The sequence below is a fragment of the Mycoplasma sp. 10961 genome, assembly GCF_055523525.1.
Map to the genome: position 1 here is coordinate 425,485 of NZ_JBVFVD010000001.1, position 22,422 is coordinate 447,906.

14 protein-coding genes and 1 other RNA gene are annotated in these 22,422 nt (G+C 29.5%); 7 read left to right on the plus strand and 8 right to left on the minus strand.

The genetic code is table 4. The features are described from left to right. Window positions 1-320 precede the first annotated feature (320 nt). Genes AC0B4T_RS01875 through AC0B4T_RS01885 form a run of 3 tightly spaced genes read left to right on the plus strand, consistent with a single transcriptional unit; the run spans window position 321 to window position 2,808 of the window. Window positions 321-992 carry a hypothetical protein gene (locus AC0B4T_RS01875; protein WP_465102892.1) on the plus strand — a complete coding sequence of 224 codons (672 nt, stop codon included), beginning with the start codon at window positions 321-323 and terminating at the stop codon, window positions 990-992. 21 nt (window positions 993-1,013) lie between these two features. After that, on the plus strand, window positions 1,014-2,162 hold the full coding sequence (locus AC0B4T_RS01880) for an IS3 family transposase (RefSeq protein WP_465102743.1): 1,149 nt from the start codon (window positions 1,014-1,016) through the stop codon (window positions 2,160-2,162). A 37-nt stretch (window positions 2,163-2,199) separates the two neighbouring features. Next, on the plus strand, window positions 2,200-2,808 hold the full coding sequence (locus AC0B4T_RS01885) for an IS30 family transposase (RefSeq protein ID WP_465102893.1): 609 nt from the start codon (window positions 2,200-2,202) through the stop codon (window positions 2,806-2,808). 325 nt (window positions 2,809-3,133) lie between these two features. Here AC0B4T_RS01885 and AC0B4T_RS01890 read toward each other — a convergent pair whose 3' ends face one another. Then, window positions 3,134-3,517 carry a hypothetical protein gene (locus AC0B4T_RS01890; protein WP_465102894.1) on the minus strand — a complete coding sequence of 128 codons (384 nt, stop codon included), beginning with the start codon at window positions 3,515-3,517 and terminating at the stop codon, window positions 3,134-3,136. A gap of 283 nt (window positions 3,518-3,800) precedes the next feature. Continuing rightward, a complete protein-coding gene (locus tag AC0B4T_RS01895; RefSeq protein ID WP_465102895.1) occupies window positions 3,801-4,667 on the minus strand; it encodes a hypothetical protein in 867 nt (288 codons plus the stop codon). A gap of 178 nt (window positions 4,668-4,845) precedes the next feature. Here AC0B4T_RS01895 and AC0B4T_RS01900 point away from each other — a divergent pair, with 178 nt between their 5' ends. Next, the gene (locus AC0B4T_RS01900) at window positions 4,846-7,272 is read left to right on the plus strand and encodes a putative immunoglobulin-blocking virulence protein (RefSeq protein ID WP_465102896.1); all 2,427 of its coding nucleotides are present in this window, start codon (window positions 4,846-4,848) and stop codon (window positions 7,270-7,272) included. Window positions 7,273-7,456: 184 nt separating this feature from the next. Here AC0B4T_RS01900 and AC0B4T_RS01905 read toward each other — a convergent pair whose 3' ends face one another. Next, entirely contained in the window at window positions 7,457-8,638 is a 1,182-nt protein-coding gene (locus AC0B4T_RS01905) for an IS3 family transposase (protein ID WP_465102897.1), read from the minus strand. Between the two features lie 226 nt (window positions 8,639-8,864). On the opposite strand from AC0B4T_RS01905, the gene AC0B4T_RS01910 reads away from it, so the two are divergent. Beyond that, a complete protein-coding gene (locus tag AC0B4T_RS01910; RefSeq protein ID WP_465102614.1) occupies window positions 8,865-10,013 on the plus strand; it encodes an IS3 family transposase in 1,149 nt (382 codons plus the stop codon). Window positions 10,014-10,140: 127 nt separating this feature from the next. Here AC0B4T_RS01910 and AC0B4T_RS01915 read toward each other — a convergent pair whose 3' ends face one another. The 3 genes from AC0B4T_RS01915 to AC0B4T_RS01925 all read right to left on the minus strand — a co-directional run bounded on the left by AC0B4T_RS01915 (window position 10,141) and on the right by AC0B4T_RS01925 (window position 13,493). Continuing rightward, window positions 10,141-11,322, minus strand: a complete 1,182-nt coding sequence (locus AC0B4T_RS01915) for an IS3 family transposase (RefSeq protein ID WP_465102800.1) — start codon at window positions 11,320-11,322, stop codon at window positions 10,141-10,143. A gap of 106 nt (window positions 11,323-11,428) precedes the next feature. After that, entirely contained in the window at window positions 11,429-12,463 is a 1,035-nt protein-coding gene (locus tag AC0B4T_RS01920; RefSeq protein WP_465102898.1) for an aquaporin, read from the minus strand. Further along, window positions 12,456-13,493, minus strand: a complete 1,038-nt coding sequence (locus AC0B4T_RS01925) for an NAD(P)-dependent oxidoreductase (protein ID WP_465102899.1) — start codon at window positions 13,491-13,493, stop codon at window positions 12,456-12,458. Before AC0B4T_RS01925 ends, AC0B4T_RS01920 begins: the two co-directional genes overlap by 8 nt. A 166-nt stretch (window positions 13,494-13,659) precedes the next feature. Here AC0B4T_RS01925 and ffs point away from each other — a divergent pair. Both ffs and AC0B4T_RS01935 read left to right on the plus strand, forming a co-directional pair. After that, window positions 13,660-13,753: signal recognition particle sRNA small type (ffs, locus tag AC0B4T_RS01930), an RNA gene on the plus strand. 20 nt (window positions 13,754-13,773) lie between these two features. Continuing rightward, complete coding sequence (locus tag AC0B4T_RS01935) at window positions 13,774-14,235, plus strand: NUDIX hydrolase (protein ID WP_465101559.1); 462 nt, start codon at window positions 13,774-13,776, stop codon at window positions 14,233-14,235. Window positions 14,236-14,302: 67 nt separating this feature from the next. Here the strand turns inward: AC0B4T_RS01935 and AC0B4T_RS01940 are convergent, their stop codons facing one another. Together AC0B4T_RS01940 and rpoB are read right to left on the minus strand one after the other, a co-directional pair. Continuing rightward, complete coding sequence (locus AC0B4T_RS01940) at window positions 14,303-18,745, minus strand: DNA-directed RNA polymerase subunit beta' (protein WP_465102900.1); 4,443 nt, start codon at window positions 18,743-18,745, stop codon at window positions 14,303-14,305. Beyond that, a complete protein-coding gene (gene rpoB, locus AC0B4T_RS01945) occupies window positions 18,738-22,361 on the minus strand; it encodes a DNA-directed RNA polymerase subunit beta (RefSeq protein WP_465102901.1) in 3,624 nt (1,207 codons plus the stop codon). Before rpoB ends, AC0B4T_RS01940 begins: the two co-directional genes overlap by 8 nt. Window positions 22,362-22,422: the final 61 nt, after the last annotated feature.

A 22,422-nucleotide genomic window follows, 5' to 3' on the forward strand; every position in this document is an offset into this window, starting at 1 on the left:
TTAGCAATAACTTCAATATATAAAAGTTAATTTTTATTTTGTAATATCAAGCTTTTTATGTTTTTCTTTATATATATATATATATATTGTAGAATAACTACTTTTTTGCACTACTTTTTTAATATTTTGCCCAGACTGTTGGGGTTAATCATTTTTTTATTTTTTGATTTATATTATGGATCCCTTTGTCGCAAAAAAAGATATATTAAATGGAAATGTCACATGCAAGTTTTTTTGCATGTGACATTGTTTTTGTCTGCCTTGTAATAAAATAGTTGTATTAATAATTTTTCAAAAAATAAAGGAGACCTTAAAATTATATGAAAAATTTAGAAAAATATATTTGTGTTTTTGACAAATATCGAAAAGAAAATAAATATCAACATTTTAAAATTGAAGAGAATTACAACACTATCTTGAAAATGCAAGGAGCTCTTGGGGCACATCGAAAATTACGATCAGATCAAATCGATCTAGAACAACTTTATAATATTTTACAAGAACTTTCTGAAGGCTTCTCAATCCAAGAAGTAACCAAGATTTTTGATAGAGACATTCGAAGTATAAAAAGTAAAATCCAAATTATTACAAATCGCAGACCACTTAGTTTAGATAAACAAAATCGTTATGTTTGTCCTAAGTGTTCAAAAAGAGTAATGCGTGTTAAAACCCTTAATTTTAGTAAACTATACGAACATTTATTAGGCTATTCGTTTTCGCGACTCTTTTTTGTAAGTGATGCAATTAAAGAGAAATGAAAGGCCTACAGAAAATATTGGTATAGTGAGCTTAATACATACAATAAAAATAGAAACAAAAAGAATTTGCAGCAAAAAGAAGTTAAGAAATCAGTTACCTATCTTGTGAATTCTTTTAAAAAATTCTCCCCTGATGAATTTGCTCCCTCACCTAGTACAATTTATAAAATAATTAAAAAATACCCTTATTTTAGACAGGGAAAAAATATTCGGACAAAATCCGAATATTTTTAATATAAAGAAAAAGAGGTAGTTATGAGACATTTAAAGACTAAAGAATGAATCAAAATTTTTGACTTATACGATAAATATTTGAACCTGGGAATAACCAAGTCAGAATTTGAAAATTTATGTTTTGATATCAGAAAAGTATACTGAAATAAAGAATCAATGAGAAATATGTTAAAGAAAAGAAAACTGTATAATTTAAATATGAACATAGAATCACAAAGCGGTAAATCACCTAAGAAAGATAAAGGTGTTGGGAGAAAGAAAAAGAAAGTTCTCGATTATACATGAATTGATACTCTTAAAGATGATGAAAAAGATGCAGTTATAAAATACTACTATCGAATTTTTAATGAAAATAATATTGATGCAGATATCTCAAAGATAAAGAAAATCAAGAATCTGTCACATACTAAAAAATCTAAAATGATATGTGTTTCAAGATCTACATATTACGAGAAATTGAAAGATAACAACAAGACTAAAGAACTAAAGGTTAAACACAAAGAAATAATTTTTCAAAGTTTTGTCGAAAATAAAGAAAGGTATGGACGAAGGAGACTTGCTAAATATATTTTCCAAGAATATAATATTCAAATAAATCCTAGAACCCTAGGAAATTATATGAAAAAACTGAATTTGAAAACATTTGTTAGACAAAAACGTAAAACTAAAGAATCTAAAAATACTAGTGTTAAAGTACCTGATTTAGTAAAAAGAGATTATAATTCAAGCAACAATAATATATATGCAACAGACGTGACCTATATACCAGCACCAAAAGATATTGAACAGAATCATATTTATTTATCTGCAATTATTGATCATAAAACTAAGTTTGTGACCTATGAATTATCACTTAGAAATGATACTGAACTAATTTTGAATAATATCACCAATACAAAATTCAAAAATAATTTTATTTTACATTCTGACCATGGATCTGCTTATTCTTCGCTTGAATATACTAAGAAAATAAAATCACTAAAAGGTAAAATATCAATGTCAAGAATTGGTAATAGTCTTGACAATCGTGAAATTGAGTATTTCTTCTCAATTCTTAAAAGTGAAATTTTCCCAAATTTTGATCAAACCTGTAAAAGACTTACTTTTATTGAATTATCACAAAAAATCAAAGAATTTATAAACTGATATAATTATAAAAGAATAAGATAAAAAAACCTTCCCAAAGCATTCCGTTTGGCTTAGCCAAATGGTATGGTTGGGGAAGGTAAAACCGTCCGAAAAAAATTTCCCAGTTTATTTCCTTGATTTTGACCATATTGTTAAAAAATCTGAAGGCAAATATGGCATAAGGAAGAAGAAGCAAACCAAACCTAAAACATTAAAATATGCTACAGAAATTTCAAAACGTCCAGCTTATATTAATGATCGCTCTGAACACGGCCATTTTGAATTAGACACCGTTATTGGTAAAATCAATGATACATATTGTATTGTGACCATAATTGAACGGCAAACCAGAATGTCTTATGCTATGCTCTCAAAACGCAACTCCAAAGCTATCAAACAAACACTTGTCAAACTAATCAAGAAACACAACTTAGACATTAAAACTTTAACAGTAGATAACGGTAGTGAAAATGTCTTATTGCACCAGGTTATTCCAACTGAAAGATTATTTAAATGCCAACCATATAGTTCATGACAAAAAGGTTCAATAGAAAATATGCACCGCTTAATTAGGTATTACATCCCCAAAGGAAAAAGCTTAGATAAATACTCTCAGCAAGAAATTGATTATATGATGGAAAAAATAAATAACTATCGGCAAGTTGTCCGGAAATATAAGATAACCTAAAATTTTTTTAATCCCCCGCCTTTGATTGCAATCAAAGGGGCCTTACTTTTGGCAAAAGTAAGCAAAACCGACGAGAAAACACTTTCGTGTTTTCTGTTTTCTCATACATTTTTTATGTAAAATTTATGTTAAAATTAAAACGCAATTATTTTGTTAATATCTCGCAAGTGACTTTTCCAAAAAACAGCAAAAAGATTTTTAACCCCTCCGCCCTTGATTGCAATCAAGGGGGCCTTACTTTTGAAAAAGTAAGCAAAACTTCCAGAAAACACGCGCCCGTGTTTTCTATTTTTATTATTCTCTTTTTTATTAAAAAATATTAAAATTAATATGCATCAATTTTTATTTCATCATTGATGCTTCTGTGTAATGTTCGAAGTATCTCTAAATACTCGGCCATAATCTTATTGGCTTCAAGGTTATTTCCTTGTGCATTCACAGAGACACTATTAAACTTTGAGATGTATAATTCAAGAGTTTTAAAAAATGAGTTTGTTTTCTTATGGATAAATGCTAGTTTTCCAACGGCAGGGATAGAATAATCTAAACCTTTCTCAAGAGCTCACATTTCTGTAAAGCTTAGATATTTTCCATTAGGTTCTTTGGCAAAGTATTTTTTTCCATTATATTTAAAATACAAATTATCATCAGAACAATGTACTAACACAACATCAGAATTATAAGGAAATATAATCCTTTTGTCATGCATATCGAAAGCTGCAAGGTTTTTACCTTGGTATCTAACAACACCATTTAAAACTTTTCTATTAATCTCTAAATCAACGGCTCAATTGCCGTTTTTCTTTCCTTCTTTTTGAAAGACATTATGTTTAGAAATTATTTTTTTATTCCTCGTGTTGTAATAATTTTGAAATACTTCGTTATTTTGCTTTAAATCATTAATATCTTTATATCCGTTTTCATGAATTAATAATGGGTATTGATCTAATGATGTTCTAAAAGATCTCTCAACGTGAGGTTTATGTTTGGGATTAGATGAACTGAGTACTTCTATTCCTTTTTTTATTTATATCTTTTTCAAAAATTGTTTGTGCGTTTTCGTTTCCCCAAAAAGTTCTTCTTTTATCAGTATAAATTTTCTTTGGAAATCCATATTTCTTAAATACTATTTCTAACAGTCTTTGATATCCTAATGTTGTTTCTTGTTCTTCAAATCATGCTGCTAATAATGTTCCAGTGGCAACATCAATTGCATGATAAAGATAGAATGGTTTATTATTTTTTAAATATGGTTCAAGCTGAGCATCGATTTCAACAATTTCACCAAATTCTAAATTTTTCTTTAGACCCAAAACTTGTCTTTGTTTTTCATTTTGTTTAATTTGTTTATAATATTTTTTTAATAGCAATGTTGTCTCTTGTGAAGTTTTTTTCTTTGATAATTTTGCTATTTTTCTTCCTCTTTTGGTTGTATGTATGTTAAATAATCCTAATTGGTTGAATCTTCTTACCAAAGTTTTGTAAGAAATTTTTTGCCTTATAAAAGAACCATATTCTGAATAATAATAACTTTTAAACGAAAGTTGGTTATTTGTTAGAATGCTATTTAAAATAATTTCACATGTTTTTAAATAATCTTTAAACACTAATTGAATTTCTGAATCTGTAACTTTGCAACTTCTTTGTTGATTTTTATTTTTATGACTGATGTAAATTTCTTGATTACTTTTTATTATTTTTTTATATCTTTTTACAGTTGACACACTAAGGTTTGTAATTAAACTAAGTTGCGATAAAGATTTTTCAATATTTGTAGCAATTAATATGAGAGATTGCTGTTTTTTTAGTTCGTAGTTTGTTAAGTTTTTGTACTTATCTATGTTATGTTTGATTCTCATAAATAATTTATACCATATTTTAATTAAATTAGTTCACTTTCCATGGGATTTATATATGGACCTAAATAGTTGTCATTGGACACATACCAAATTTTATATATTAATATTTATATATATATATATATATATAATGTTATAATATAAATATAATTAAAGGAAAATACAAAAAGGACAAAATATGAGACTTAAACGAAAATACAAAATAGTTTTAATATCCCTTGGTTCTGCAATGGGTATAACTACTATTTTTACAACTGTGCAATCATTGCAAATAGATTCTAAAAATAGTCATAAGTATAATGTGCAACAAACTGTTAATACCTTCTTAGACAACAATACTGCTGATCCTAAGAATTCATATCCAAATACTTATGATGCAAATTTAGATCGTAAACCAAGAGAACCTGAACCAACTCCTCCTAAAGAAGTTGAAGAGCCTCTTACAATACTTCCAGATCCCCCAAAGATTATTGATGATAAAAAAGAGGAACCTAAACCAGTGGACCCTCCTAAATTAGAAGAAGATGCATTGCCAATTCCTACTCCTGTTCCGCCAGTAGAAGATACTAAACCAGTTGAACCCGATGTTCCAATTCAAAAAACTCCAATTGAGGTAAAGCCTGAACCGGATAAAGAACCTTATGAAAGAGTGCAACGTCGCGAACGGAAAGAAATTAACCAAGGTGGTATTAAATTTACAGCTGATATTGCATATTTAAATCCCCCTAAAACTGAAAGATATGATCGAGATCGTGGAATTGCGAACCGGATTGCATATCAAAATGAATTTCAAGAAGTTGAAGGTATTTATAATGCTTTAACGGAAGCAAATATTAAAATTTCTGTGGAAAGATCGCAAAAAGGCGCTAAAGATGCAGATTGACTTTTCCAAAATTCAAATACTTCATTCCATGAAGTATTACATGATGAAAAGTTAGATATTGAAGCTCAAATTGATTTCTTTAAACGTAATGGGGATGGTGCTATTGAATCATTAGGTAACTTATATGCAAGGTATTTTAGACTTTTAGAAAAACCTGAAAAACTTAAAGAATATCTTGATGAAACTGGTTTAAAAAACTTTGATAAATGGTGAAACATGACAAAGATCTTCAAATACCGGCCTCCGCTTGCAAATCAAGATGTTGAAGTTCCTCTTGGTAAATTATTGCTTTTAATGCATATTGATCAATCTAAAATTAATAAAGTTAGCGATCGTGTTAAAAAATACCTCGAAGAAGGTTATGTAATTTCAGAAAGCGGACAAGTATGAGTTAATGAAAATGGTGAATGAGAATCATATGTTTATTCACCACCAGTTAACAATGTTCAATTAAGAATCCAATACGATAATAAAAATCGTCGTGTTTTATGAAATAACGAAACATGGCCTGGTCGTAATTCTGATGACATAAGATTAGGTAATTATAACGGTTGAACTAAAACTTGGGCAAACCAAGAATTTGAACAAAATGGATATGCTGATTTAATTGCAGGATTTCATGGTATCACAATTAATAGGTTTACTAATAATAAACCTGAAGAAGGAAAACTCAAAGAAGCTATTGTTGTTGAAATTGATGTTGAACAACCAAAAGCATATCAAAATGCTAAAGCATTAATTGAAAGACTTCAAAAAAATAATGTTAAAATTACTGGTTATCGTATTAAAAGTATTGGAAGAGTTGGTGCAAACCAAGATATGGATAAAATCTTTGCTGCTTTACCAAACAAATTGCCAATGCTTGAATTATTCTTCGCATCAAAAAATACAACTGCTTTAAAATATATTAAAGGCAAAGAAATTGATGAATTAGCCATGTATACAGACCAAAAATTAAATGCTTTAGCAAATGACTGGGCATTTAATCCATGGGCTTTAAATAAAGTTGCTTGAGTTAACATGGATGATTACAATATATCATGAGGTGCTTTAAATAGCCAAGAAAGAATTTATTCTCGAATTAGTTTTGACAATTTAGCCTTTGATGAAGAAGACGTTATCGTTAATGGAAAATATGATTTAACAATCATTAACGATGGCTTAAGAATGGCTTATTGAGCTAGAAACAACGAAAGAATCTTCCAAGGTGGTTGAGGTGGTGGTAACAAGCCTGATAGTCAAAGGGATGGAAACTCATGGCCTCTTGGCTTAGATTTCAGCAATGCGCCAAGTATTAAAACATTAGCAGGTATGGTATTTGAAGACGTGTTAGGAAATAATAGTACTGTTCGTAAACTACGTAGAATTAAATTATTCAATGATTCAGATATTTGATCTGTATCTGCCTTTGAAATGAACAATGCACAATTTAGCAAAATTCTAATTACTGGCGAGCCAGGTGATCCAAGCAAGATCTTCTTTAGCAATGGTAAAGAAACCAAGAAGATAATGATGAGGGCACTAGAACCTGGAAAAGGTGAAAAACTTAATGCAGAAGGTGCTGGCAACTTACGTACTTTATTAAATAATAGTGATGGAACCTTTAATTCAAACACCGAAATTATTGTTCAAGCAGGGGAACAAGCATTACTAGATTCTTTAAAATCTGCTGGGTTTAATGCAAGGTATGAAGTTGAGGATGACAAATATATCATTTTATAATTAACAAAAACAATATGTGTACAAGCATATTGTTTTTATATATAAATTTTATTAGTCTAAATACACAATAAATGCATTTAATTGAATAAATTAGGTGCATACAATTTTATGGTTGTTTTTCTATCTCAATGTGATAAATATTCATTAAATAAACATGGACAGCAAAATTTAACATTTTAGTAACTTATAATGCCATTGCAAATTGCTTTGGCGTTTTTCAGTTTAAGTTTGATTGAATTCGATCGTTATTATACCAAACTACATATTCTTCTATCATATCATTGAGTTCATTGAATGTTATTTTGGAATAATCTAAATCATTTAATAATTCGGTTTTAATGATCCCAAACCAATATTCAATTTCTCGATTATCAAGTGAATTTCCCACTCTTGATAACGAAACAACGCCACCAATATTTTGAACTTCTTTAATATATTGATGATGTGTATATTGAAAGCCATGATCTGAGTGAATGATAAAATTTTTGGGTTTGTATTGTTTTAATGAATTTAAATTGTCTAAAACTAGTTCTAGATTATTACTTCTTGATAATTTAAAACCAACAATTTGTTTAGTTTTATGAGACAAAATTGCAGACAAATAAACGTGTGATTCTAACACGTCTTTTGGTGCTTTTATATATGAAACATCAGTTGCATAAATATTTCGATTGTTTTGATCGTTATAATCACGATTTACGAAGTTATCAATTTGTGAAGATACATTTTTAATTTCTTTTCGTTTTGATTTTTGTCTAAGCTTACATTTTAGGCCTAAAAGGTTCATATATCTCCCTAAAGAACGTTCGTTTATATCTATTTTGTATTTTTGAGATATGTAAACACTTAGCTTTAGCCTTCCATATCTTGACTTTGTTTCTATGAACGATTTTTCAATTACATCACTATGTTTAGGGAGTTTTTGTGAAATTTTAATCTTATGAGTTTTAGAAATTGTTTGCCTAGAAATGCCAAAAACTTCTGAAAGCTTCACATAACTTATGCTAAAACTTTTTAATTCAATAACTTTCTTACTTTTGGGTAATTCATTGGTAATTTCATAATATCTTTTAGCTATTTGTAACAAATCATCACGATCAAAAATATCTCAATTTGGTTCTCTTTTCTTCTTAGGACTGCCACTTCCTTTTTTGCGGTTTTCGCCTTTCTTTGTCTGCAATAAGTCTTCCATACCTAAATTATAATACTTAATTATTTTATTAATTCTAACTTTTACACTATTTCTTTGTAAGTTTTTTGTTCCTGGTGATATTTGGTAAATAGCCCGAAAAGCACCTGGGAAACCTGACTTTTGATATTCTTCATATATTTTTGCAAATTCTTCTTTCTTTAAATGTCTTGACATAATTTTCCTTTCAAAAAATTTTTTCGTTGGTACCAACGAATGGTAACAAAAAAGCTAACATTTACATGTTAACTTTTCTGTCCGGCTTTAAAATAAGAATTATAAGAAATTTAATTATTACCGGTGATTAATAAGTAATTTAAACAAAAAAAACTTAGCCATTAGACAGGGAAAAAATATTCGGACAAAATCCGAATATTTTTAATATAAAGAAAGAGAGGTAGTTATGAGGCATTTAAAGACTAAAGAATGAATCAAAATTTTTGACTTATACGATAAATATTTGAACCTGGGAATAACGAAGGCAGAATTTGATAATTTCTGTTTTGATATCAGAAAAGTATACTGAAATAAAGAATCAATGAGAAATATGTTAAAGAAAAGAAAACTGTATAATTTAAATATGAACATAGAATCACAAAGCGGTAAATCACCTAAGAAAGATAAAGGTGTTGGGAGAAAGAAAAAGAAAGTTCTCGATTATACATGAATTGATACTCTTAAAGATGATGAAAAAGATGCAGTTATAAAATACTACTATCGAATTTTTAATGAAAATAATATTGATGCAGATATCTCAAAGATAAAGAAAATCAAGAATCTTTCACATACTAAAAAATCTAAAATGATATGTGTTTCAAGATCTACATATTACGAGAAATTGAAAGATAACAACAAGACTAAAGAACTAAAGGTTAAACACAAAGAAATAATTTTTCAAAGTTTTGTCGAAAATAAAGAAAGGTATGGACGAAGGAGACTTGCTAAATATATTTTCCAAGAATATAATATTCAAATAAATCCTAGAACCCTAGGAAATTATATGAAAAAGCTTAATTTGAAAACATTTGTTAGACAAAAACGTAAAACCAAGGAATCTAAAAATACTAGTATTAAAATACCTGATTTAGTAAAAAGAGATTATAATTCACGTAACAATAATATATATGCAACAGACGTGACCTACATACCAGCACCAAAAGATATTGAACAAAATCATATTTATTTATCTGCAATTATTGATCATAAAACTAAGTTTGTGACCTATGAATTATCACTTAGAAATGATACTGAACTAATTTTGAATAATATCAGTAATACAAAATTCAAAAATAATTTTATTTTACATTCTGACCATGGAACTGCTTATTCGTCGGTCGAATATACTAAAAAAATAAAATCACTAAAAGGTAAAATATCAATGTCAAGAATTGGTAATAGTCTTGACAATCGTGAAATTGAGTATTTCTTTTCAATTCTTAAAAGTGAAATTTTCCCAAATTTTGATCAAACCTGTAAAAAACTTACTTTTATTGAATTATCACAAAAAATCAAAGAATTTATAAACTGATATAATTATAAAAGAATAAGATAAAAAAACCTTCCCAAAGCATTCCGTTTGGCTTAGCCAAATGGTATGGTTGGGGAAGGTTAAACCGTCCGAAAAAAATTTCCCAGTTTACATGATAAACATGGACAGCAAAATTTAACATTTTAGTAACTTATAATGCCATTGCAAATTGCTTTGGCGTTTTTCAGTTTAAGTTTGATTGAATTCGATCGTTATTATACCAAACTACATATTCTTGTATCATATCATTGAGTTCATTGAATGTTATTTTGGAATAATCTAAATCATTTAATAATTCGGTTTTAATGATCCCAAACCAATATTCAATTTCTCGATTATCAAGTGAATTTCCCACTCTTGATAACGAAACAACGCCACCAATATTTTGAACTTCTTTAATATATTGATGATGTGTATATTGAAAGCCATGATCTGAGTGAATGATAAAATTTTTGGGTTTGTATTGTTTTAATGAATTTAAATTGTCTAAAACTAGTTCTAGATTATTACTTCTTGATAATTTAAAACCAACAATTTGTTTAGTTTTATGAGACAAAATTGCAGACAAATAAACGTGTGATTCTAACACGTCTTTTGGTGCTTTTATATATGAAACATCAGTTGCATAAATATTTCGATTGTTTTGATCGTTATAATCACGATTTACGAAGTTATCAATTTGTGAAGATACATTTTTAATTTCTTTTCGTTTTGATTTTTGTCTAAGCTTACATTTTAGGCCTAAAAGGTTCATATATCTCCCTAAAGAACGTTCGTTTATATCTATTTTGTATTTTTGAGATATGTAAACACTTAGCTTTAGCCTTCCATATCTTGACTTTGTTTCTATGAACGATTTTTCAATTACATCACTATGTTTAGGGAGTTTTTGTGAAATTTTAATCTTATGAGTTTTAGAAATTGTTTGCCTAGAAATGCCAAAAACTTCTGAAAGCTTCACATAACTTATGCTAAAACTTTTTAATTCAATAACTTTCTTACTTTTGGGTAATTCATTGGTAATTTCATAATATCTTTTAGCTATTTGTAACAAATCATCACGATCAAAAATATCTCAATTTGGTTCTCTTTTCTTCTTAGGACTGCCACTTCCTTTTTTGCGGTTTTCGCCTTTCTTTGTCTGCAATAAGTCTTCCATACCTAAATTATAATACTTAATTATTTTATTAATTCTAACTTTTACACTATTTCTTTGTAAGTTTTTTGTTCCTGGTGATATTTGGTAAATAGCCCGAAAAGCACCTGGGAAACCTGACTTTTGATATTCTTCATATATTTTTGCAAATTCTTCTTTCTTTAAATGTCTTGACATAATTTTCCTTTCAAAAAATTTTTTCGTTGGTACCAACGAATGGTAACAAAAAAGCTAACATTTACATGTTAACTTTTCTGTCCGGCTTTATGAGCTAAGTTTTAAGTTAGTCTTTATTTTGTTCATGTTGTTGTAGACTTGGTTTTATCATATTTTGTGCTTTATAGTTTTTAAAACTGATCAATTTAATAACAAATGGGTTAAAGTATTTTTCGGTAAAGCCTTGCACAAATAAGTATAAAAATGGTGCTAACAATGTACCAAGCAACATTGCAAAAGTTCCAGTTAAAATACCATTATATGCTTGTGCACTTGGGTTTGTTAAAGTTCAAGAAATGCCAAGGTTATTTGTGTAAGCAGCAAAGCCATTTGAATAGGTATCTTCAAATAATAAATTCGGTAATTGCTGTGCTAAACCTCTGGCTGGATTAATTGCAGCAGACCCAGTTAATATTCCCATTCAAACGCTAAATGAAATAATTGCCATAATAAATGTATCACGGTATTTATTATCAATTCTTGGTGAAAAAATTGGTACTAATAATACAACTGTCACAATCATTTCAAAGAAGAAAATTCATGTTGAGCCTGAGGCCATTATTGATCCTTCACCATTTTTAACCACAAAAGGTGAAAATGATTTTTTAGCAGCTACTAGTGAGTTAATTGGTGCATTAGCAACATAAGTATCGCCTACGTTTGCCTTTCCAACTGCATAAATAATTGCACCTGCAATAAAAGCCCCAATTACTTGCATCAAGATTTTAAATAAAGTATATTTACCATCATTTGTCCCATTTAAATATCTTGTAATTGAAACAGCCGGATTTAAATCACAACTAAATCTTAGAAAAATAAATAATACTAATCCAACTGCCACAAAACCCGCAAAGAAACCAACCAAGACTGGGTGAATCAAATATTCTTCTATAATAATGGGGTGCCCATCTTTATCTTTAATAAAGGTACTAAGGCCTGCTAATAATAATGAAAGCAAAATTGTACCAATTATTTCAGAAATACCATGAATTAATCAAGTTTTTGGATCCTTTGGTTTTTCTGCATTTAAACGTTTATCTTTGGTTAATTTAAAATAACTAAAGACCGATTGAGTTTTTAAGGTTTGCTTTTGTTTATCCATTTTTAATTTTTCCATTTTCTAAAATAATTAAGGCATTTTCAAAGTTGTTATTTTGCGCTGCATCTGCATGATCTAACGTTACTTTAGCAATTTGGGTAAGGGCTAAATCAGTTAGAAATGCTTGGTGTGAGGTAATTAACACATTTGGCATTTCAATTAATTCTTTTCATTGAGGATCTAAGCTCTTTAAATCTTCAATACGAGCTGAAACATCTTCGTAAAATCTTCCTTCTTCGCGCTCTAACACATCAGTTGCTAAGCCACGGATTTTTCCAGATTTAAGAGCCTTAATAATTGCTTCTAAGTCTAATATTTCGCCACGGGCTGTATTAACTACAATAACACCATCTTTCATTTTATCAACTGCAGCTTGGTCTAATAAATATTTTGTTGATGGTAGCAATGGACAGTGAATTGAAATGAAATCTGACTCTTCTAGCAATTTACTTAATGAAACAAATTCAATTTCTAATTTTGCAGCTAAATCAGGGAAGTTTTCTTGTGCATAGGCATCAAATACTAATACCCTTGCACCAGTTGCTTTGGCAATTTTAATAAATGTTTGCCCAATTTTTCCAGAACCAATTACTCCAACTGTTGAATTTGCAATACATTTACCATCTAATCCGTTTAAAGAAAAGTTGTATTGTTCAACTCGTTTATTTGCTTGAATTAAATTTCTATTTAGTGCTGATAAACCGGCAAAGGCAAATTCTCCAATGCTTTCAGCTGAGTAATTAAAGATTCTAAAAACATTAATTCCTAATTTGTTAGCTGTTGCAATATCAATCTTATTATATCCCATTGATCTTTGAAATCAATGTCTTACCCCCAACTTTGCTAAAACATCTAAAATTACTTTATCTCCGTATGTATTAACAAAGGCACAAACTGCATCATATCCTTTGGCCAAAGAAGCAGTATTAAGGTTTAAATTTTCTTTGAAAAATGTAATTTGGTGTCTGCTTTCATTATACTTTTCAAAATATTTTATGTCATAATCTTTCGCATCAAAAAATGCTATTTTCATTCTGTCTCCTATTTCTAATTTTGTGAATTTAAAATAACTTATAAAGTTATTTAAAATTATATAAAATTATGCCTATAACGTAAATAAAAAATGCGGAATTTATAACGAAAATTGTTAATGAATATTTTGATGTTTTTGTTTACAAATTTTAAAAATATAATATAATTATAAAGCCATTTGAACAATAACCTACTAACCTGGTCAGGATAGAGATATAGCAGCCATATGAAGAAGTATTGTGTCAGGTGGTCTTTTTTATATTTTAATAAAGGAGTAATTTATGGATATATTTTTTAAAAATAATGAATTTTTATTTAAATTACGAGTTGGTTATTTAGTTAAACATGATAATAAAATTTTATTATCAAAAAATCCAAATGGTACATATTTTTATTTACCCGGGGGCAAAATTGAATTTGGCGAAACTTCGAGCAATGCCCTTAAACGCGAAATATTTGAAGAATTAAAACTTATTCCCAATACAATTAAGGAATTATTTCACGAAGAAACTTTTTATTATTCAGACTTTTTTAAAGCAAACGTGCATGAAATTTGTTTTTATTTTGAGGTAAATTTAAACATGCCCAAGCATATGTTAAATGATGAATTTGAAATTTGTGAAACTCCAACTAAAAGACTATATTTTAAATGGGTTAATGAACAAGACTTAGAAAATATAAATTTTGTTCCCCAATCAATTTTAAAATACCTTAATAAACCAAATGCTTTGAATAAATCATAGTATTTGGTTTTCTTTTTATACTTAAAATATAAAAAGAAAACCAAGATCATCTTGGTTTATTAAACTTTTAGTTATTTTCGAATTCATCATAAGTTTCATTGTAATCTAAATCAAAATCATAAGTTTCTTGCATTGGTTCATTTTCAACATCCTCAATGATTTGATCAAGTGAAAATTGTTCTATTTCAGCTCTTAATTCTTCAGTAAATGTTGGCTCTGGTTCTTTATGTTTATCAGGGAAATATGAAGCAAAACTACGAATGTCATATTTACCTTTTAATTCATAATTAGAGTTAGTTCCAGCAGGAATTTTTTGACCTAAAATAATGTTTTCTTTTAATCCTTCAAGCATATCGATTCGTTTACCAATTGATGAATTAACTAAGATCTTTGCTGTTTCTTGGAAAGAAGCAGCAGCTAGGAACGACGTAGATTGAAGCGGAATTTGTTTAGCTCCAGAAATTTTTGGTTTACCATATGCAGGACGTAATCCTTTAGCTAATAATTTAGCATTTTCAGTTTGGTAAACATAAGTATCAACTAATGATCCACTAAATAATCTTGAATCACCTGGATCAATAATTAAAATTTTTGACAACATTTGTGAAATAATAATTTCAATATATTTATCGGCAATTGTAATACCTTGGAGACGGTATAGTCGTTGAATTTCTTTAAGTAAGTAATTTTGTACAGTTCTTACATCGGTGGTATTTAATAATTGGTTTAAAACAATTGGACCATCAAAGATTTTTTGACCAGGAACAACCTTATCTCCTTCTTTTACTCTTAATCTTTGAGTAGTTGATCCAGTTACAAATTCATTAAGTAAATTGCCTTGATCGTCTGTTGTTGCAATTGTAACTTGTGTTAAGTCAGCAAATTTTTTGGCATCCTTACTTAAGATTTGTTCTATTTTTGTAATAGTACCATTTCATTTAGAAATTGCGGCTGTTTTACCTCATGGATTATCATAAGCATCGATCAACTCAATTAAACGACCAAACCCACCAGTAATATCTTCAACTCCGGCAACCCCTCCAGTATGGAAAGTACGCATGGTTAGCTGAGTTCCAGGTTCACCAATTGATTGAGCAGCTACAATACCAACGGCTTCACCAATATTTACAACACGGTTGGTTGCTAAATCTTTTCCATAACAAACCTTACATACCCCGTTTTTGGTGTGACATGATAAAACTGAACGAATATCAACAGTTTCTAACTTTAATTCATTAGCTAAGTAATTTGCAATTTGAGGTGTAATTAATTTGTTCGCGGCAATTACTAAGTTACCATCATTATCGTAAATGGCTTTATTTGTATATCTTCCTTCAATTCTTTCGTATAGGGATTCAATGACAACATTTGTTTTAGTATCTTTAATATTTTTAACGACAAACCCAAAATCTGAACCACAGTCTTCTTCACGTACTACAATACTTTGTGCCACGTCAATTAATCTACGTGTTAAATACCCAGATTTAGCAGTGTTAAGTGCTGTATCGGTAAGTCCTTTACGTGCACCATGGGTTGATGAATAAAATTCGTAGGCACTAAGACCATTTAAGAAAGATGACTTAACAGGGATTTCGATGGTAGAACGTACGACACGTTCATTTTCAGCATCAGCTTTTAATGTTTTGGTGTTGTTTGACATCAGTCCACGCATACCGGCCAGCTGAATTAAGTTAGAAGTATTTCCACGAGCCCCAGAAGACATCATCATAAATAATGGATTATCTACTTCTAAATTAGTTATTTCCTTAAGGGATTTTTCGACTTTATCTTTGACTTTTGATCATTTTTCAATTGTTAATTTATAACGTTCATCATCTGTTAAATAACCATTTTCAAAATATGTTTTTAATTCAGCGATATATCCATCACCTTCTTTTATATAATCTTTAGTTAATTCAGAAGTTTTAACATCATTCATTGAAATAGTAATTCCTGAAATAGTTGAATAATGGAATCCTAATTCTTTAATATTATCTAAAATTTCAGCAACGTAGTTGGAATATTTAAACCAAACAGTTTCTAAGGCTTTTGAATATTGTTCTAAAGTTCAATCTAATTGTTCTAATGATTCATTAGGAGAATGTGAAAAAGTGTATTTGTCAAATTCTTCAATAATAAAATTATTTAATAATTTAGCATGTGTATCAGGTAATAATTCACCTTTATAATCAACTAAAGCATTAAGAGCTTCCAGTTGGTCTTTATAATTAGTTTTATTAATATTGTTAATTACACTTGCTAAATCTTCAATTGTAATAACAGAAACATATTCTTTGTAAATTTGATGAATAATTTTAGCGGTATCTTTTTTAGATAAAGCTAAGTTTAGGTCCACATTTGCAATTACTTGTCTAAAGTTTTGTCCATATTCCAAAGTATAACGATCTAATGCGTCAAGTGAAGTATGAATTACTTCTTTAGTTGAAACCTTAGTTTCGCCATTAGAGGCTTTAACATAACTTTTTTCTACGTATTTACCAAAAATAAACTCAAATTCTTTTGGCAATACGTTGTTGTAAATGAATTTACCTACTGTAGAAAAGATGTATGGTTTAGTTGTTTGCTTTAATAATTTAGGTTTATTTAAACTACTAATTGGTAATACAACTCTTGTATGTAAACTAATATCATTACGTTCATAAGCGCGCATCATTTCTTCAAAGTTTTGATAGTAATTTCCTTCACCCTTTGCTTGATCACCTGTTTTTTCAATGGTTAAATAGTAAATTCCTAAAATAATATCTTGTGAAGGATTAATGATGGGTTCACCATCTTTTGGACCTAAAATATTTTTTGAGGCTAACATTAGTTCTTGTGCTTCACGAACCGCTTTTTCAGAAATTGGCACGTGAACTGCCATTTGGTCCCCATCAAAGTCGGCATTAAAAGCCGTTGTTACTAATGGGTGCAATTTAATTGCTTTAGAACGAATTAAAACCGGTTCAAAGGCTTGAATCGATAAACGGTGTAAGGTAGGAGCACGGTTTAACAACACCGGGCGACCTTTAATTGCTTCATCAACATACGGTCAAATTTTTGGATCTAAATTTTCAATTAGTTTTTTAGCAGTTTTAATGCTTGTAACACTTTCTTCCTTTGCAATTAAATCTTTAATAATTCATGGTTCAAATAATTTAGCAGCAATATCTCTAGGGATTCCTACTTGGTACATTTTTAGCGATGGCCCAGCAACAATTACACTACGAGCCGAATAATCAACACGTTTACCTAATAAATTTTGACGGAAACGACCTTTTTTACCTGTTAAACTGTCTGAAATTGATTTTAAAGGATGATTATCCCTTGAAGAAACTGGAGTTGGTTTTTTACGAGCATTGTCAATTAAAGCATCAACAGCTTCTTGGACCATACGGTATTCATTTTGTCTAATTAACATAGGAGCATCAGTATCATGCCATTTTTCAACACGTGAGTTTCTAATAATGATCCGGCGGTATAATTCATTAATATCACTAGTTGAATGTCTTCCTCCATCAAGTTGTACCAGTGGCCTTAAATCAGCAGGAATAACTGGCAATTCATAGATTAACATATCTGTTGGTTTTTGGCCAGAACGAATGAATGATGAAATAATTGTTAAACGTTTATATAATTTTTGACGTTGTTGAATTTTTGAAACAGAAACATCTTTTTGCTTATTGATTTCTGAATTAATTTTATCTATTTGTTCTTGAACTAATTGTTGTTCTTTATGGCTATCAAAGTTTGTTAATAAATACTCAATAGCTTGCGAACCTGTACCAATTAAAGCATCTGAATATTCTTTAATAATATCGTTATATTGGTAAAAATCAATACCATAATCTTTACCATCTTGAGATTGAGCATAATCGCGTAGTTCATATAAAGCTTCAATAATAATTTCTGAGGCTTCTTCGTCATCTTTGTTTAATTCTTTTAATTCTTCTAAAGCAGCTTCATAAATTGTAGCTGCTTTGTTAATATCAATAATTGTATTTTTCTTGAGTGATTTTAATGATCCACTCTCTAACACAATATGTGATTTATAGTAAATTAATTTTTCTAAATCTGATTTTGAAACCACTTGTTTTTCATCTTCAACTCTTAGGCCAAGCAAATTGGAAATAACTGAGTGATCAATTTTAAAGAATCAAAAGTGGACAACTGGAGTATGTAAGTGAATATGACCCATTCTGCTACGACGCGAAATTTTAGGTAATATTTCTGGATTATATCTTTTACATTGAGGAGTTTTAGAACATGTTGAGTTAACATCACTTTTTTTGTATTTGGTACCACAAATTGGACATTTAAAATCTATTGTAGGACCAAAAATTAACTCATCAAACAAACCGTCGCGTTCAGTTTTATAGGTTTTATAATTAATTGTTTCAGCTTTTGTAACTTCTCCGTGCGACCATTTTAAAACATCTTCTTTAGTTGCTAAAGAAAGTGTGATTTTACGAATTTTATCTTTTTGATTTTGTTTAACAGTTGCGTTATTCACTTTCCCCTCCTGTTTCATATTGGATTATTTGATCTTCGTCTTGTGGACTCTCAAAACTTTGTTCTAATTTCATACCAAGACCTTTTAATTCATAACTAAGCACGTTGAATGATTCTGGAACACCTGGTGTTGGGACTTCTTTTCCTGATACTAAAGCACTATATAAGTTATTACGACCTAAAATATCATCAGATTTATAAGTTAAAATTTCTTGCAGGATATTTGTAGCACCATATGATTCTAAGGCCCAAGTCTCCATTTCACCAAACCTTTGACCACCATTTTGAGACTTACCTCCTAGTGGTTGTTGGGTAATTAATGAGTATGGACCAACTGAACGTACGTGCATTTTATCATCAACCATATGGTTAAGTTTTAACATATACATAACACCAACTGAAATTGGTTTATCAAATTTTCGACCTGTAATTGGGTCAATAATAATTTGTTTACCAGTTTTATCAAGACCAGCTTCTTCTAAAGCTGCTTCAATATCTGGTTTTTTTACTCCATCAAATGACGGAGACACGAATTTAACATTTAATTTACGAGCTGCCATACCAAGGTGTAACTCTAAAATTTGACCAATGTTCATACGTGAAGGTACCCCTTGAGGATTTAACATTACATCAAGTGGTGTTCCATCTTCTAAGTGAGGCATGTCTTCTTCAGGTAATACAATTGACACAACACCTTTGTTACCATGACGACCGGCAACTTTATCTCCGACTTTTATTTTACGTTTTTGTGCAATTGATACTTTAACAATTTTTTCAATTCCTTCTTCTAAAATATCACCTTTATCACGTGATAAAACTTCAACGTGTGTAATAGTTCCGTTATGTCCGTTTTTAACTTTTAATGAAGTATCTTTATCTGTTGGTGCTTTTAAAGATAAAATTTGGTATAGTAATTTATCTTCTTGAGAAGGGTTTTCTTCTGCTTTAGGGGAAACTCTACCAACTAATACGTCTCCTGGATATACTTCTGAACCAACTTTAACAATACCAGTTTCATCTAAATGACGTAGTGCATGTTTTGAAACGTTTGGCACGTCTTTTGTTAATATATCATCTCCAGATCTAGATGAACGGAATTGAATTGTTTGTTCTTCGATATGAATTGAAGTAAAGACATCATCACGAACTATTTTTTCATTTAAGATTACAGCATCTTCGAAGTTATATCCATTTCAAGTTGTGAAACCAACCAAAACGTTTTTACCTAAAGCCATTTCACCATCTTTAAATGATGAACCATCAGTTAAAATGTCACCTGTTTCAACAACATCTCCTACTCGAACTAATGGGATTTGTTGAATTATAGTTCCTTGGTTAGATCTTTCGAAATTACGAAGAGAATATTTGTCTGTAATACCTGTTTCATTTCTTTGAATGTGAATATGTGATCCATCAACATAGGTAACAGTACCAGCATTTTTAGCTAGCAAGTTATATGATGAATATTTAGCTATATCAGCTTCTATACCAGTAGCAACTAATGGAGCTTCTGCTTGTAATAACGGAACAGCTTGACGTTGCATGTTTGATCCCATCAAGGCACGGTTTGCATCGTCATTTTCTAAGAAAGGAATTCCGGCAGCAGCTACTGATAAAATTTGTCTTGATGAAACTTCGACAAAGTCTACGTCCCCTCCATTACCATTTACATAAGTATAGTTTTTACGAATGGTTAAATTATCATCAATAATACGGTTATTTTCATCAACATTTACCGATGATTGTGCAATTGAATAACCTAATTCTTGGCGAGGGTTTAAATAATGTACATCATTATAATCAACTACACCATTATTAACTTTGAAATAAGGAGTTTTTAAAAATCCTTTTTCATCAATTTGTGAATAGGTAGCAAAATTTAAAATTAACCCAATGTTTAGACCTTCAGGTGTTTCAATTGGACAAATTCTCCCGTAGTGAGTTGAATGTACATCCCGAACCTCAAATTGAGCAGTATCCCGATTAAGACCACCAGGCCCTAAAGAAGTTACGCGACGCTTATTAGATATTTCAGATAAAGGATTAATTTGATCCATAAATTGTGAAAGTTTAGAAGTATTAAAAAAAGATTTAAATTGATTTGTAATTAATTTGTTGTTAGTAACATTTTTAACAGTTACCTTCTCAACATCTTTTGCACCAATTGATTCACGTGTTGTTTTTTCAAGTTTACTTAATGCAATTTGTAATTGGGTTTCAATCAATTCACCAACTGAAACAACACGCTTGTTAATTAATGAATCAGGTTCATCATCTTGCCCAAGGCCATCTGTTAAGTTAAAGTAGTAACTAACAGCTGCTACAATATCTGAGATTAATAAGTGGTGTTCAATTGCTGAAGGGTCATTACCAATAACGGTAACAGGTTCTTTTTCTGGATCATTCATTCATTTTTTACTTGGGTAAACTTTAACCTTAATAACTTTAATTCTTTTTCTTAAGATAGGATTATTAAAAACAGTATTTGGATTTTTCTCATTTAATTCAGCTCGATATAACTTATAGTATACATGTTCTGGGTCCAGATCAAGTTTTTCAGTTCTAATAAATCTTTGATTAAAATTTTCTTGAATTTCTTTAGCTTTTTCAAAAGTAATAAAAGTTCCTTTTTCGAATAAAATTTCACCACTTTTGTTTTTAATGTCTTGAGCTAAATATGTGTTAGTAATACGGTCTATTAATGAAAGTTTATTATTAAGCATATAACGACCAACATCAGATAAGTTATATCTACGTTTGTCAAATAAAATACCAGGTAATAATGATTTTTTAGCATCTTGTGTATCACGATCACCTTTTCGTATTGTTCTAAAAATATCTTCTTGTGCCGCTGCAACTAATTCATCTTTATCGTCAACATATCTTTCTAAGATTTTATCTTTTTTAATTGTTTCATCAAGTAAATCATTTGGACCAAAAAGTTTTTGAAGTTGTTTTTGGGTAAATCCAAAGTAAGCTAAAAAAGTACCTAGCTGAATGTTTTTGTTACGATCTAATTTTACCTTAACAGGATCAAGAGTTGATGAGGTTATTTTATGCGATACTTCAAATCACGAACCTATTTTTGGTAAAATTTCAAGTTTGTTAAAAAGATCGTCTGATTGTTTGTTCCGCACGCCAACCCCAAAGTAAGCTCCAGGGGATCTTACTAACTGGCTCACAATAACTTTTTCAGAACCATTGATAATAAAACTACCACCAGAGGTCATGTATGGTATTTCTCCTAAAAGAATTTTATCTTTTTGGATTTCACCAGTATTAATATTTTCTTTTTGAAGATAAATGTAAACCTTTGAACTGTAGTTAATTCCTTTAGCTTTACATTTATTAATTTCTTCTGTTTCGCTTGTTATCTTTTTAAACGGATATTCAATTTCAACAGAGTTTTTAATATAGTCAAGCTTTACTTGACCGGTAATGATTGGATAAATTTCGAGTAAAACTTCATTAATACGTTTTTTCATGAAGTTATCAAAACTATCTTTCCGACTCATTAAAAGATTTTCTAATTTTAATGATTTTTTAGTCACTGAATAATCACGGCGTTGCGTAATTGGACCAAATTTACGAATTGTATATTTTGGTTTTTGATTCATACAAGACCTTCCTTAATTTTATGTTTTTGCTTATAAAAAATGTTATAAAAATAAAATAAAC